The sequence below is a fragment of the Streptomyces sp. NPDC026538 genome, assembly GCF_055567535.1.
The window spans coordinates 135,584-148,777 of sequence record NZ_JBVHQG010000002.1; the positions used below are offsets into that span (position 1 = coordinate 135,584).

Here is a 13,194-nt window from a genome sequence, read left to right on the forward strand (position 1 = left end):
TACGTTCTCCGCTCTGTCGGCCTACCTTGACGACATGGCCCGACTTCTGTTCCGTCCCATGCCGCGCCGTGTTTTCTGGATCCCCCGTGCACTCAGCTTGGCCGCATCCGTCGCATGGGGCGAGTTGCGGAACGATCCCGCGCGGGCCGCGCTGCTCGGCGTACGGCTGCTGCCGGGGCGGGTGCGGCGCGGGCTGCGGCCGGTCGAGCGGCGGCTCGCCGCCCGGGCCCGGTCGGCCGGGCCGACCGCCATGCCGTCCGCCGCCCGGATCCCGGGGCCCGCCGGGCGGCCGGTGCGGCCCGAGCCGGGCCGGGTGCTCCACGTGGTCACCAACGGGCTGCCGTTCAAGCACGCCGGTTACACCGTGCGTACCCAGGCGCTCGCCGAGGCCCAGCGGGCCGCCGGGCTCGATCCGCACGTGGTGACCCGGATCGGGTTCCCGGTGGCGCAGGGCGTCCTGGACGCCCGCCCGCTGCAGATCGTGAACGGGGTGCCGCAGCACCGGCTGCTGCCGCTGAACCTGCCGTACGGGCAGGGCCCGGTGCTGGCCCGCAACGCCGAGCTGGCCGGGCGCCTGGTGGAGCGGCTGCGGCCCGCCGTGCTGCACGCGGCCACCGACCACGGCAACGGGCGGGTGGCGCTGGCCCTGCGGGAGACCTACGGGCTGCCGGTGGTGTACGAGGTGCGCGGGTTCCTGGAGGAGACCTGGCTGACCCAGGCGGCGGGCCGCACTCCGGACGACCCGACCTACCGTGCGCGGCGCGCCCTGGAGACGTACTGCATGCGCCAGGCCGACCTGGTGCTGACCCTGGGCGCGGCGATGCGGGCCGAGATCGTGTCCCGCGGGGTGCCCGAGGAGCGGGTCCTGATCGTGCCCAACGCGGTGGACGACGCCTTCCTCGCCCCACCGCCGGACGGGGCGGAACTGCGGGTCCGGCTCGGTATCGCGGCGGACGACTACGTGGTGGGCACCGTCAGCAGCCTTACTCCACACGAGGGAATCGGCACATTGCTCCATGCGGGTGCCGAGCTGCGCCGCCGAGGGGTTCCGCTGCGGCTGCTGATCGTCGGTGACGGACCCGAGCGCGGGGCGCTCGAGGCGCTGGCCCACCGGCTGGGACTCGGTGCCGGCGTCGCGCTGTTCACCGGCCGTGTCCCGCACCACCAAGTGCGCTCCTACCACGCGGTTCTGGACGTTTTCGCGGTGCCGCGCACCGATGAACGGGTCTGCCGACTGGTCACCCCGCTGAAGCCGGTCGAAGCGATGGCGAGCGGTGTTCCCGTGGCGGCCAGTGATCTCACAGCCCTGCGAGAACTGGTCGAATCGGGAGTCACCGGCCAGCTGATCTCGCCTGAGTCTCCGCATGCTTGGGCAGAAGCTCTCGAAGTATTGCTTTACAGTCGAAAACGGCGGCATGAATGGGGAGCATCCGCCCGCGCTCTGGTAGCGCGTGATCGCACCTGGAAGAGGGTCGCTGCCACGACCCGAGACGCGTATCGCGCTCTTGGATGTGTCTGAGGCCCCCGTCGCCCGGAATCGCACCGTCCGGGCCCTTCGGATCCATACGGCGTCTGCCGTTGAGGGCGGAGAATCCCTATGCAGGTCGAAAAGGCCGTACCGCTCGGGGAATTGAGCGAATCGCTCGGGGACGCAGAACGGACCGACGGCTTCGAACTGGCCGTCATCGGGCTCGGCTACGTCGGGCTTCCGCTCGCGCGGGAGGCGTCGCTGGTCGGGCTGAGAGTGGCGGGGCTCGACCTCGACCCACGGGTCGTGGAGGGCCTCAACGCCGGACACTCCCATGTCGACGACGTCTCCGACGGCGACGTCGCCCGCATGCAACTGGCCGGCTTCACCGCGTACACGGACGACGCCTGTCTGGCCCGTGCGCAGACGATCGTGATCTGTGTGCCGACCCCGCTCAGCGAGGACGGCGGTCCCGATCTGAGCGCCGTGACCTCCGCGGCGCGGGCGGTGGCGCGCAGGCTGGGCCGCGGACGGCTCGTCGTCCTCGAATCCACGACCTATCCGGGCACCACCGAGGAGGTGGTGAAGCCGATCCTGGAGGAGTCCGGGCTACGGGTGGGCGACGACTTCTCGCTGGCGTTCTCACCGGAGCGGATCGACCCCGGCAACACCACCCACGGGCTGCGCGAGACCCCGAAGGTGGTGGGTGGCTGCACCCCGGCGTGCGCGGCCCGGGCGGCCGCCTTCTACGGCAAGCTCGTCGACACCGTCGTGCAGGCCAAGGGCACCCGGGAAGCCGAGATGGCCAAGCTGCTGGAGAACACCTACCGGCACGTCAACATCGCCCTGGTCAACGAACTGGCCATCCTGTGCCAGGAGTTGCGCGTCGACGTCTGGGACGCGATCCGCTGCGCCGGTACCAAGCCGTTCGGCTTCCAGGCCTTCCGGCCGAGCGCCGGGGTGGGCGGCCACTGCATCCCCATCGACCCCAACTACCTGTCGTACAAGGTGCGTTCGATCGGCTACGAGTTCCGGTTCGTGGAACTCGCCCGGGAGATCAACGCGCACATGCCGGAGTACGTCGTCCGGCGTGCGCAGGATCTGCTCAACCACGAGGGCCGCGCCCTGCACGGCTCCCGGGTGCTGCTGCTCGGCGTCACCTACAAGCCGGACGTCGCGGACCAGCGCGAGGCGCCGGCGGTGCCGGTGGCCCGGCTGCTGCGGGCCCGGGAGGCCGATATCGCCTTCCACGACCCGTTCGTGCCCGCCTGGTTCGTGGACGGGGAGGCCGTGCCGCGCGTCACCGACGTCATGGCCGCCGTGCGCTCGCACGACCTGACGATCCTGCTCCAGGACCACTCCGCCTACGACCTACCGGCCATCGGCGACGAGGCCCGGCTGCTCTTCGACACCCGCGGGCGGATCTTCCGGCCCGGTGTCGAGGTGCTGTAGGCGACCTCGGCGGCAACTCCCTTCCCGCCGCCCGGAGTCCGAGGGCTCCGGGCGGCGGGGTCGAAAGGCGCTCAGATGCGGATACTCGTCGTCACCGTCGTCCACCACCCCGAGGACGCGCGCATACTGCACCGGCAGATCACCGCACTCCGGGAACGGGGCCACCACGTCGTGTACGCGGCGCCGTTCTCGGCCCGTGAGGTGCGCCCCCGCGCGGACCTCGAGGGCATAGACCTGCCCCGGGCGGCGGGCCGCAGCCGCCGGGCGGCGGTGGGCGCGGCCCGCGCCCTGCTCGCCGACCGCGGCCGCGAGGCGGACGTGATCCTCCTCCACGACCCGGAACTGCTCCTGGCCCTGCCCGGCACCCTGCGCCGCTGGCGGCGGTCCGAGGCGGCACCGGTGGTCGTCTGGGACGTCCACGAGGACACCGCCGCCGCGCTCGCCATGAAACGCTGGGTGCCCCGGGCGCTGCGGCCGCCGCTGCGGCTCGCCGTGCGGGCGGCCGAACGGCTGGCGGAACGCCATCTGCGGCTGCTGCTCGCCGAGGACGCCTACCAGGAGCGGTTCCGCCGTGCGCACCCGGTGGTGCCCAACTTCACGACGGCGCCGGTGCAGGCACCCGAACCACCGGGCAGCGAACGGGTCGTCTACGTCGGCCACCTGTCCCGGGCGCGCGGCGCACTGGACCTGATCGAGACCGCCCGGCACCTGGGGCCCGGTCTGCGCGTCGAGGTGGCCGGCGCGGCCGACCCGGACGTCCGTGAGGCGCTGGCGGCGGCCCACCGGGACGGCGTGCTGCGCTGGCACGGCTTCCTGCCCAACGACCGCGCCCTCGCACTGCTCGCGGGTGCCCTGGCCGGCCTCTCCCTCCTGCACGATCAGCCCAACTACCGTCATTCACGGCCCACCAAGGTCGTCGAGTACATGGCCCACGGCGTCCCCGTCGTCACCACGCCCACCCCGCTGGCGGCCGACATGGTCGAGCGGCACGGCTGCGGTCTCGTGGTCCCCTACGAGGACCCGCGCGCTGCGGCGGCGGCGATACGACGGCTGAGCACCGACGCGATACTGCGCCACACCGCGGCCCAGCGCGGCCGTGAGGCGGCCGTGACGTACTACAACTGGCCCGACAAGGCGGCCGAGTTCACCCACCTGCTGGAGACCTGGGCACGGGAGGAGGCCGGCGTCGGGCGCACGGGTGGCGAGGCCGGTACAAGGCGGCCTCGCCTCCGCCCGGCGACCGGAAGCCGGTCACCCGGCCCCAGGCCGCGTCCTGGACGGGTCGGCTGAACTCGACGCGCGCGGATCACCACAGGGACCACGCCGATCACGCGCGGAGGCCGGCGGCGGGCGGGGCGAGCGGCAAGCGCTGCCGGCTACGCGTTGGACCAGCCCCGCTCGCAGAGCACGAGCCGGTATCCGTCCGGATCCTCGACGGTGACGCCCCACCGGTTCCAGTACGGGTTCGGTGACGGCACCCGCTTGCCGCCGTGCTCCTCCAGCCGGGCGACCAGGTCGTCCGGCACCGGGCCGTCGAGGTAGACCACCAGCAGGTCCTCCTCGGTGGGCCGCGGCTCGACCGGCCGGGCCTGTTCACGGACCAGCTCCAGATGCCAGCCGGCGTCCGGCCAGCCCAGCATCAGCAGATCGTGCTCGCCGGGTTCCGGTCCGCCCTCGGCCCGCCACACCACACCGAGGCCCAGCCCGCGCACCCAGAAGCGCTCGGCCGCGGCGAGATCCCGGGAGGGCCGGGCGACGCGGATGTGACTGCGACCGTTGAGGGGCATCGTGACCTCTTCCTGAGCTGCCGATCCTGCTCAGCAGCCTAGGCGTCCGCCCCCGTGCGCGGCCATCGGCCGATCGCCCTCGGTCACAGGTCCTAGGGCCGGCCCCCGGGATCCGCTCAGGCGCGCGGAATGCCGTACGCCCGCTCCACGCGCAGCCGCAGCACCAGCCGGCGGTCGCGGACCATCGCGGCACGGTAGTCGTCCCAGTCGGGGTGCTCACCGCGGACGTCGCGGTAGAGGCGGACGAGTTCCTCGACGGTCCCGTCGTACGGGTCCCGCGCGACCGGCGAGAGCTCGGCGATGCCCTCGGCGACCGTGTACGCCCAGCGGTCGGGGCTGGTGACGTGGTAGGAGGCGCGCGGGTCACGGCGCAGGTTGCGGGTCTTGGCGCGGTCGTCCGTGATCGAGACCCGGACGGTCCGCTCGTCCGGGTAGTACGCGTGATTGACATTGGACAGCTGGGGACGGCCGTCGCTCTTGAGGGTGACCAGCACCCCGTCGTGGCCTTCGGCGAGCAGCTTCAGAAGAGCGTCCTGGGTCATGGAAGGGAAACCCCGCCGGACCCGCACCGCATTCCCGCCGACCGGTCCGGCGGGGAGACCGCCCGCCGGGCCGGGTGTACCCGGAGTGCACAGGGGAAGACGGGGGCATGTACACGTGGACGCTCTGCCGGGGGCCGGGCCGTGAAACCGCTGCCCGTACTGGCGTTCCCGGCGTGGCGGCCGCGTCTCCCTCACCCGGCGCCTCTTCTATAGCGTCCGTCACACCACACGCGGATGAGCGGGTCGGTTCCCCGCTTCCTGCGCAACGATGAGGTCCGAGGTCGGACCGCACAGCGGGACGACACGACCGGAGGAGAGCGATGGCACAGCTGCGACAGGAAGTCGACCCCAGTGAGGTCGGGCTGGACGTGAAGGCTTTGGACCGCCTCGACCAGCACTTCGCCCACTACGTCGACGAAGGGCGCCTGCCCGGCTACCTGGTGGCCGTGGCGCGCGGCGGCCGGATCGCCCACCTCACCACGCAGGGCCACCGTGACCGCGAGGCCGGACTGCCGGTCGAGCCGGACACCATCTGGCGGGTGTACTCGATGACCAAGCCGGTCACCGCGGTGGCGATACTGCTGCTGGTGGAGGAGGGCCTGCTCTCCCTGGACGACCCGGTCGGCCGCCTGCTGCCGGAGTTCGCCGATCCCCGGGTGTACGTGAGCGGTTCGGGCGCGGACATGGTGACCCGGCCGGCCGACGGGCCGATCCTGATCCGGCATCTGCTCACCCACACCGCCGGACTGACCTTCGCGTTCTACCACTCGCACCCGGTGGACGCCCGCTACCGCGAGGCCGGCCTGGACTTCTCGGTGCCGGCGGGCGCGGACCTCGCCGAGACGATGGAGGTGTACGCGCGTATGCCCCTCCAGTTCGAGCCGGGCACCCAGTGGAACTACTCCGTCGGCTTCAACGTGCTCAGCCGCGTCATCGAGGTGGTCTCCGGGCAGCGGCTCGACGAGTTCTTCGCGGACCGGATCTTCCGCCCGCTCGGCATGCCTGACGCGGGCCTGCACATCGTGCCCGAACAGGCCGACCGGCTCTCGGAGTTGTACGGCGAGACGGAGGACGGCGGCCTCGCGGCGATCCCCGGCCTGCCGTTGCGCGGCCGCCCCCGCCTGCTGTCCGGCAGCGGTGGCCTCGCGGCGACGGCGTACGACTACCACCGGTTCACGGAGATGCTGCGCCGGGGCGGCGAACTGGACGGCGTCCGGCTGCTCTCCCCCGCCTCGGTAGCCCTGCTGTCCAGCAACAACCTGCCCGGCGGGGCCGATCTGCGTACCTTCGGCGCCCCGCCCCACCAGGAGCCCGGCAACGACGGCCTCGGTTTCGGCCTGGGCGTCTCGGTGGTGATCGACCCCGGCCGCACCCTCTCGCCGAGCAGCCCCGGCACCTACGGCTGGACCGGAGCGGCCACCACCGCCTTCTGGGTGGACCCCACGCACGACCTCACCGTGCAGTTCCACACCCAGGTGCGCCCCAAGACCCTGAAGGTCCTCCCGGAGCTGCGCCGGCTGGTCCACGAGACGATCCAGGACTAGCACGATCCAGGACTCCACGATCCAGGACCAGCACGACCCAGGATCAGGAGGGTCCTGGACCAAGGGGTGTCCGGTCAGACCAGGTTGGTCTCGGGGCGGGACGCGTCGGCCGCGAACCGGCCGGCGCCGAGCGGGCGGACGTCCAGGAAGGGGGCGCGGCCCAGGTAGAGGTCGCGGATCACCTCGCCGACGGCCGGGCCCTGGAGGAAGCCGTGGCCGGAGAACCCGGTGGCGTACAGGAACCGGGAGACCGAAGTCGCCTCGCCGATCAGGGCGTTGTGGTCCGGGGTGTTCTCGTACAGGCCGGCCCAGCCGCCGGTGCGGCGCAGGTCGAGCAGGGCGGGCGCGCGCCGCTGCATCGCCGCGCACAGACGCGGGACCCAGCGGTCGTGCGGGTCGGTGGCGAAGCCCGGCTGCTCGTCGGGGTCGGACATGCCGAGCAGCAGTCCGGGGCCCTCGCCGTGGAAGTACAGGCTGGTGCTGAAGTCGATGGTCATGGGGAGCGTCGGCGGCAGTCCCGGGACCGGTTCGGTGACCGCGATCTGGCGGCGCAGCGGCTGCACCGGCAGGTCGACACCCACCATCGCGCCGACCGCCCGCGACCAGGCACCGGCCGCGCAGACCACCGTCTCGGTGGCGATCCGGCCGAGAGTGGTCTGCACGGCGGTGATGAGGGCGCCGTCCTGTTCGATGCCGGTGACCTCGGTGTGACGCAGTATCCGGGCGCCGTGGGCGCGGGCGGCGGCCGCGTAGCCGTGCACGACGGACTCGGGGGTGCAGTGGCCGTCGTCCGGGGAGTAGGCGGCGGCCACCAGTCCGTCGGTGGCGACCAGCGGGGAGAGCCGGGCCGCCTCCTGCGGGGTGAGCATCCGGCTGGGCACACCGAGGTGGTTCTGGAGCCGGACGCCCGCCTCGAAGGAGGCGACCTCCTCGGGGGTGGACAGGAGGAAGAGGTAGCCGACGCGGCGCAGCCCGATGTCGTACCCGATCTCCTGCCCGAAGCGGGCGAAGGCCTCTAAGCTGCGCGCGCCCAGCTGGATGTTGAGCTCGTCGGAGAACTGGGCGCGCACCCCGCCGGCGGCCTTCGAGGTGGATCCGGCGGCGAGTTCGTCCCGTTCGACGAGGACGACGTCACGGACGCCGGCGCTCGCCAGGTGGTAGGCGATGCTGGTGCCCATCACCCCGCCGCCGATGATCACGACCTGGGCCCGAAGATTCACGCGTGCGCCTCCTGTCGGTCTCCCCTGTTCCTTCCCCGGGAGGCCACCCGGTACCTCAGGACCAGTGCGCCACCGCGTCCAGGTGGGGCAGCACGTGGTCGAGGCGCTCGCGCTTGGTCCGCAGGTAGGTGATGTTGTTCTCGCACGGCTCGATCAGCAGCGGGACCGTCTCGGCGACCTCGATGCCGTGGCGGACCAGGGACTCGCGTTTGCGCGGGTTGTTGGACATCAGGCGTACCGAACCCACCCCGAGGTCGCGCAGGATGCCGGCGGCGACACCGTAGTCGCGGGCGTCGACGGGCAGACCGAGCGCGAGGTTGGCCTCGACCGTGTCCAGGCCCTCCGCCTGGAGCGCCATCGCGCGCAGCTTGGCGAGCAGTCCGATGCCGCGGCCCTCGTGCCCCCGCAAGTAGACGACGATGCCGCTGCCTTCGGCGACGACCGCGCGCAGGGCGGCGGCCAGCTGGTCGCCGCACTCGCAGTGCTGGGAGCCGAACGCGTCACCGGTGAGGCACTCCGAGTGCAGCCGGGTCAGTACCCGGTCGCTGTCGATGTCCCCGTAGACCAGGGCGACTTGCTCGTCACCGCGGTCGTGGTCCAGGTAGCCGATCGCCTGGAATTTCCCGTAGACGGTGGGCAGCGGTGCATTGACGACGCGTTCCACGCCCGAACGCCGTGGGGACTTCTTGCCGAGTACGCCGATGTTCTCTGTCATGATCTGATTCCTAAGAGGAGACGAAAGGCCGTGAAAAAGATGAATGGTTCGGGCGCGCGTACGGCGGCATACGGCTGGTTGCCGACGGACACCACGGAAGAGGTACGGACCAGGGGGGCGGGCGTTTCAACTCAGGTCGCCGTCCTTCCCGTGGGGAGCTTCGAACAGCACGGTCCCTTCCTTCCGCTGGCGACGGACACGCTCGTCGCCTGTGCCGTCGCCCGGGAGATCGCCGACGCGTTCCCGGTGCACCTCCTTCCGCCGGTGACGATCTCCTGCTCGCACGAGCACGCGGCCTGGCCGGGGACCGTCAGCATCTCCTCGGTGACCCTGCACGCGGTGGTCCGGGACATCGCGGAATCGTTGCGCCGCTCGGGCGTCGAGGCGCTGGTCGTGGTCAACGGCCACGGCGGCAACTACGTGCTGGGCAACGTCGTCCAGGAGGCGTCCGCGCGGGGCGAGCGGATGGCCCTGTACCCGGCCGCGGAGGACTGGGAGACAGCGCTTGCGCGGGCCGGGGTGGAGACCTCGGCGCTCACCGACATGCACGCGGGAGAAATCGAGACCTCGATTCTGCTGCACGCTCATCCCGAATTGGTCCGCCCTGGTCACGAGTCCGCCGATTTCACCGCTGACGACCGCCGTCATCTCCTCACCCTGGGAATGTCCGCCTACACCGAGTCGGGCGTCATCGGCCGTCCCTCCCTGGGGTCGGCGGAAAAGGGGAAGGAACTCCTGGCGAGCCTCGCCGATTCCTTCGGCGCGGTTTTCGAACTGCTCGCCTCGGAGCGGGAGTAGCGCATCCCGGTGTACCAGCGGACGACCAGGACCACCAGCCCCGGCAGGGCCGCCACGAAGCTGAGGACGCCGTAGACGACGGCGGTGGCGAGCCCGCTGTCCGCGCCGAGGCCTGCCGCGGCGAACGCCCAGGCGGTGACGCCCTCCCGGGGGCCCCAGCCGCCGACGTTCAGCGGCAGGCCCATGGCGACCAGGGCGAGCACCGCGATCGGCGTCAGCGTGGCCACGGAGGCGGCGGAGCCGGCGACCCGGGCGGCCACCACGAACATCCCGACGTGCCCGGCGAGGATGACCGCCGAGGACAGCGCGACGCCCGGCCCGGTCCGCCGTGACAGCAGCGCCCGGCGGGCCTCCGCGAGCGTCGCGCGCAGGGCGCCGCCACGCTTGCCCGTGGCCCTGTTCATGCGGACCGCGACCACGACCGCGCAGGCGCCCGCCAGGCCGGCCGCGACCAACGGGGCGAAGCTGCGCGCCTGGTCGCGGACCGGCGAGGGCAGGATCAGCAGCGCGCCCGCGCCGAACACCGTCAACGCGATCTGCCCCGCGGCCCGTTCCAGTACGACCGCGCGGACCCCGCGCCCGATGTCGCCCTCGCTCTGCCCGTGCCTGACCGCCCGGTGCACATCGCCGAGGACCCCGCCGGGCAGGGCCGCGTTGAGGAACAGCGCACGGTAGTAGTCGCCCACGGCGGGCCCGAGCGGCAGCCGCAGCCCGAGGCTGCGGGCCACCAACTGCCAGCGCCAGGCGCTCAGTACGGTCGTGACCGCCCCGATCGCCAGGCCGGCGACCAGCGTCGGGGTGTCGATGCGGCGCAGTCCGTCGACGAAGACGCCGGTGCCGAGCCGCCACAGCAGCACGGCGATGATGGCGACTCCGGCGACGGTGCCCAGGTGGGCGCGGACGGCACGGAAGGTGAGACGCCGGGGCACGGTCACCGGGGCGACGGGGGCGGTCCCGCGGACCAGGGTGGGGGTGGTCATGAGCTGCCTCCGGTCGGCCGGGCGAGCGCCAGCAGGTCGCTGTGGTGCAGGACGACCCGCAGTTCACCGGCGGCGCAGGCGGCGAGCCGCTCGGCCAGGTAGGCCTCGGCGCGCTCGGCCAGTTCGGGACGCTCCTCGACGGCCGCGCCGACCCAACCGCGCAGCCACTGCTCGGTGAGCGCCTTCTCGTCGGGGCCGAGCCGCCAGGGGCTGGGGTTCACCTTCACGGTGGCGCCGCGGTCGGCGAAGGCCTCGCAGGCGGCGGTGACGGCGTCCGGGCCGAGCATCCCGCCGCGCCGCTGGTGGGCGTTGAAGGCCTCCGTCAGCTCCGCGTCCAGCGGGTGGGGGGTGTCGAACTCGACCCGTCCGGCGACCGAGAGGGTGAGCAGGGCGGGGCAGCCGGCCCCGGCGCAGGCCTCGGCGAGGGTGTCGATCTCCTCCCGGGTGAGCACGTCAAGGAGTGCGGACGCGGTCACCAGCGAGGCGCCTGTCAGCGCGTCGGGGGTGAGCCGGGCGACGTCACCGCGGCGGGTCTCCACCGTGACCCGGCTGCCGTCGGCGGCCACCCGGGGCGAGGCGACGGCGGCGAAGTGCAGGAGGTAGGGGTCGCGGTCGTGCAGGATCCAGTGCTGGGCGCCGTCCAGACGGGGCGCCAGCCAGCGGCCCATGGAACCGGTGCCGCAGCCCAGGTCGTGCACGACCAGACCGCCCGCCTTGCCGGGCAGGTTGGCCAGCCGGATCCGCAGCGGGTCCAGCAGATCGTGTGCCCGGGCGGCCGCGTCCGCGCTCTCCCGCAGCTCCAGCCACTCGGGCGCGTACCGCGCCGGCTCCTCGGGCTCGCTCTCGCGCAGGCGTACGGTGGCCCGCTCGCCGAGGCGTACGACAGGTCCGGCCCCGGCTATGACCTCGGACCGCCCGGGCTCCCCGGGGGCTGCGGCATCCATGTGCTCTCGTCCCACCCCTGCATCGGTAACATCCGTGGGCCCGGGCTGCGCGGGGATCGCGCCGACCGGAGTAGTGGTGGTCGTCTCGCTGGTCATGCCGCCCTCCGGGGTTCGTCGGGGAGTCTCAGCAGGACTCCGGCCAGGCTGCGGGCGGTGGTCGCCCAGCCGTCGAGCGCCGCCCGCCGACCGCGCGCGGCGGCCTTCAGACGACGGCGTACGTCCGCCTCGCCGAACCAGCCGCGCAGTTCGGCGGCGAGCGCGGCGGGGTCCTCCGGCGGCACGAGGATGCCGGGTACCCCGCCGTCAGGAGCTCTACCGACCGCCTCCGGCAACCCGCCGACGTCGGTGGCGAGCACCGGGATGCCCCGGGCGAGGGCCTCGGTGACCGCCATGCCGTAGGTCTCGGCGTACGAGGTGAGAACCATCAGGTCGGCGGCGGCGTAACTGGCGTCGAGGTCGGCGCCGGAGCGGGGGCCGGCGAGGTGCAGCCGGTCCGTCAGCCCGTGCCGGGCGATCAGCGACCGCAGATGGGCGACGTACTCGGGATCCTGGCCGAGGCCGCCCACGCAGGTGCAGGTCCACGGCAGGTCCCGGACCGCCGCGAGCGCCTCGACCAGCCGGTGCTGGCCCTTGCGCGGGCTGACGGTGGCGACGCACAGCAGGTGCGAGACCCCGTCGGTGCCGCCGGCCAGCGGGGCGATGTCGGCGCCCGGGGCGGCGACATGCACCCGTTCGGGTGCCAGGCCGTGGTGCGAGACCAGCCGCCGTACCGCCCAGTCGCTGGTCGCCACCACGGCCGGCACGGCGCGCAGCACCGTGCGCTCCCGGGCGTCCAGGTCGGCGGCCACCGCCGGGTCGAGCCCGGTCTCGTCGCCCAGCGGCAGGTGCACCAGGACGGCGAGCCGCAGCCGTTCGGCCTCCGGTACGACGACCTCGGGGACCCCGCACGCCACCAGGCCGTCGAGGAGGACGACGGCGCCGTCGGGCAGCTCCCGCAGGGTGCGGGCGAGGGCGTCCCGGTCGGCCGCGTCGGGGCGCGGCCAGGAGCCGGGCACGGGGTGCCGGGTGACCTGCCAGCCGAAGCCGGGCAGGTCCAGGCAGACCCGCCGGTCGTAGGCGTTGCCGCCGCTCGGGGTGGCCAGGTCGTCGACACCACCGGGCATGACGAAGTGCACGATGCGCAGGGACATGGGCAGGATCCCGATGTTCGCGGGGGCGTTCTCGACGGCCGGGTCGGTGGTCGCCGCGCGCTGCGCGGGCACGTAGGTCAGGGCCGGTGCCCGGCCGAGGGACACGTCGGTCACAGGGCACGCTCGTAACTCGCCCAGGCGACGTGTGACTCGTGCAGGGTGACGGTCAGGCCCGCGAGGCCCCGGGCGCCCTCGCCCAGGGCACCCTTCTCGATGCGCTCGGCCAGCCGGTCGGCGATGACCTTCGCCAGGAACTCCGTGGAGGTGTTGATCCCGGCGAAGTCCGGCTCGTTGTCGAGGTTTCTGTAGTTCAGCTCGCTGACCACGGCGCCGAGTTCCTGGGTGGCAAGACCGATGTCGACGACGATGTTGTCGTCGTCCAGCTGCTCACGGCGGAAGGTGGCGTCCACCAGGAACGTGGCGCCGTGCAGTCGTTGCGCGGGCCCGAACACGTCGCCGCGGAAGCTGTGGGCGATCATGATGTGATCGCGGACGGTGATGCTGAACAACGGACGACCCTCCAGGTGCGGCGCGTCTGGTCCCCCGGCTGATCC

At 72.9% G+C, this 13,194-nt stretch carries 12 protein-coding genes and 1 pseudogene; 5 read left to right on the plus strand and 8 right to left on the minus strand.

The window, feature by feature from the left end; genetic code table 11:
• Positions 1-97: 97 nt before the first annotated feature.
• The 3 genes from ACZ4N4_RS07525 (at position 98) to ACZ4N4_RS07535 (ending at position 4,210) form a co-directional block, all read left to right on the plus strand.
• Positions 98-1,519, plus strand: a complete 1,422-nt coding sequence (locus tag ACZ4N4_RS07525; RefSeq protein WP_453567493.1) for a glycosyltransferase — start codon at positions 98-100, stop codon at positions 1,517-1,519.
• A 78-nt stretch (positions 1,520-1,597) separates the two neighbouring features.
• Entirely contained in the window at positions 1,598-2,920 is a 1,323-nt protein-coding gene (locus ACZ4N4_RS07530; RefSeq protein WP_467585578.1) for a nucleotide sugar dehydrogenase, read from the plus strand.
• 75 nt (positions 2,921-2,995) lie between these two features.
• Positions 2,996-4,210 carry a glycosyltransferase family 4 protein gene (locus tag ACZ4N4_RS07535; protein ID WP_467585581.1) on the plus strand — a complete coding sequence of 405 codons (1,215 nt, stop codon included), beginning with the start codon at positions 2,996-2,998 and terminating at the stop codon, positions 4,208-4,210.
• A gap of 86 nt (positions 4,211-4,296) precedes the next feature.
• On the opposite strand, the gene ACZ4N4_RS07540 is transcribed toward ACZ4N4_RS07535, so the two are convergent.
• Both ACZ4N4_RS07540 and ACZ4N4_RS07545 read right to left on the minus strand, forming a co-directional pair.
• On the minus strand, positions 4,297-4,707 hold the full coding sequence (locus ACZ4N4_RS07540) for a VOC family protein (protein WP_467585584.1): 411 nt from the start codon (positions 4,705-4,707) through the stop codon (positions 4,297-4,299).
• 116 nt (positions 4,708-4,823) lie between these two features.
• Entirely contained in the window at positions 4,824-5,249 is a 426-nt protein-coding gene (locus tag ACZ4N4_RS07545) for a PPOX class F420-dependent oxidoreductase (protein ID WP_453567485.1), read from the minus strand.
• A 320-nt stretch (positions 5,250-5,569) separates the two neighbouring features.
• Here ACZ4N4_RS07545 and ACZ4N4_RS07550 point away from each other — a divergent pair, with 320 nt between their 5' ends.
• Positions 5,570-6,793 (plus strand): serine hydrolase domain-containing protein, encoded by a 1,224-nt coding sequence (locus ACZ4N4_RS07550; RefSeq protein ID WP_467585587.1) that lies wholly within the window; start codon positions 5,570-5,572, stop codon positions 6,791-6,793.
• Between the two features lie 74 nt (positions 6,794-6,867).
• Here the strand turns inward: ACZ4N4_RS07550 and ACZ4N4_RS07555 are convergent, their stop codons facing one another.
• Together ACZ4N4_RS07555 and ribA are read right to left on the minus strand one after the other, a co-directional pair.
• The gene (locus tag ACZ4N4_RS07555; protein WP_467585590.1) at positions 6,868-8,013 is read right to left on the minus strand and encodes an NAD(P)/FAD-dependent oxidoreductase; all 1,146 of its coding nucleotides are present in this window, start codon (positions 8,011-8,013) and stop codon (positions 6,868-6,870) included.
• Positions 8,014-8,068: 55 nt separating this feature from the next.
• On the minus strand, positions 8,069-8,728 hold the full coding sequence (ribA, locus tag ACZ4N4_RS07560; protein ID WP_352222015.1) for a GTP cyclohydrolase II: 660 nt from the start codon (positions 8,726-8,728) through the stop codon (positions 8,069-8,071).
• Between the two features lie 39 nt (positions 8,729-8,767).
• On the opposite strand from ribA, the gene ACZ4N4_RS07565 reads away from it, so the two are divergent.
• Positions 8,768-9,526 carry a creatininase family protein gene (locus tag ACZ4N4_RS07565; RefSeq protein ID WP_453568099.1) on the plus strand — a complete coding sequence of 253 codons (759 nt, stop codon included), beginning with the start codon at positions 8,768-8,770 and terminating at the stop codon, positions 9,524-9,526.
• A 101-nt stretch (positions 9,527-9,627) separates the two neighbouring features.
• Here ACZ4N4_RS07565 and ACZ4N4_RS07570 read toward each other — a convergent pair.
• The 4 genes and pseudogenes from ACZ4N4_RS07570 to ACZ4N4_RS07585 all read right to left on the minus strand — a co-directional run.
• Positions 9,628-10,506: pseudogene (locus ACZ4N4_RS07570) on the minus strand (lysylphosphatidylglycerol synthase transmembrane domain-containing protein); the annotation flags it as partial.
• Entirely contained in the window at positions 10,503-11,450 is a 948-nt protein-coding gene (locus ACZ4N4_RS07575) for a class I SAM-dependent methyltransferase (protein ID WP_467585593.1), read from the minus strand. The gene ACZ4N4_RS07575 and the pseudogene ACZ4N4_RS07570, both read right to left, overlap by 4 nt.
• A gap of 92 nt (positions 11,451-11,542) precedes the next feature.
• Complete coding sequence (locus ACZ4N4_RS07580) at positions 11,543-12,754, minus strand: glycosyltransferase family 4 protein (RefSeq protein ID WP_453567477.1); 1,212 nt, start codon at positions 12,752-12,754, stop codon at positions 11,543-11,545.
• Complete coding sequence (locus ACZ4N4_RS07585; RefSeq protein ID WP_351699293.1) at positions 12,751-13,149, minus strand: 6-pyruvoyl trahydropterin synthase family protein; 399 nt, start codon at positions 13,147-13,149, stop codon at positions 12,751-12,753. The genes ACZ4N4_RS07580 and ACZ4N4_RS07585 overlap by 4 nt, the downstream gene beginning before the upstream one ends.
• Positions 13,150-13,194: the final 45 nt, after the last annotated feature.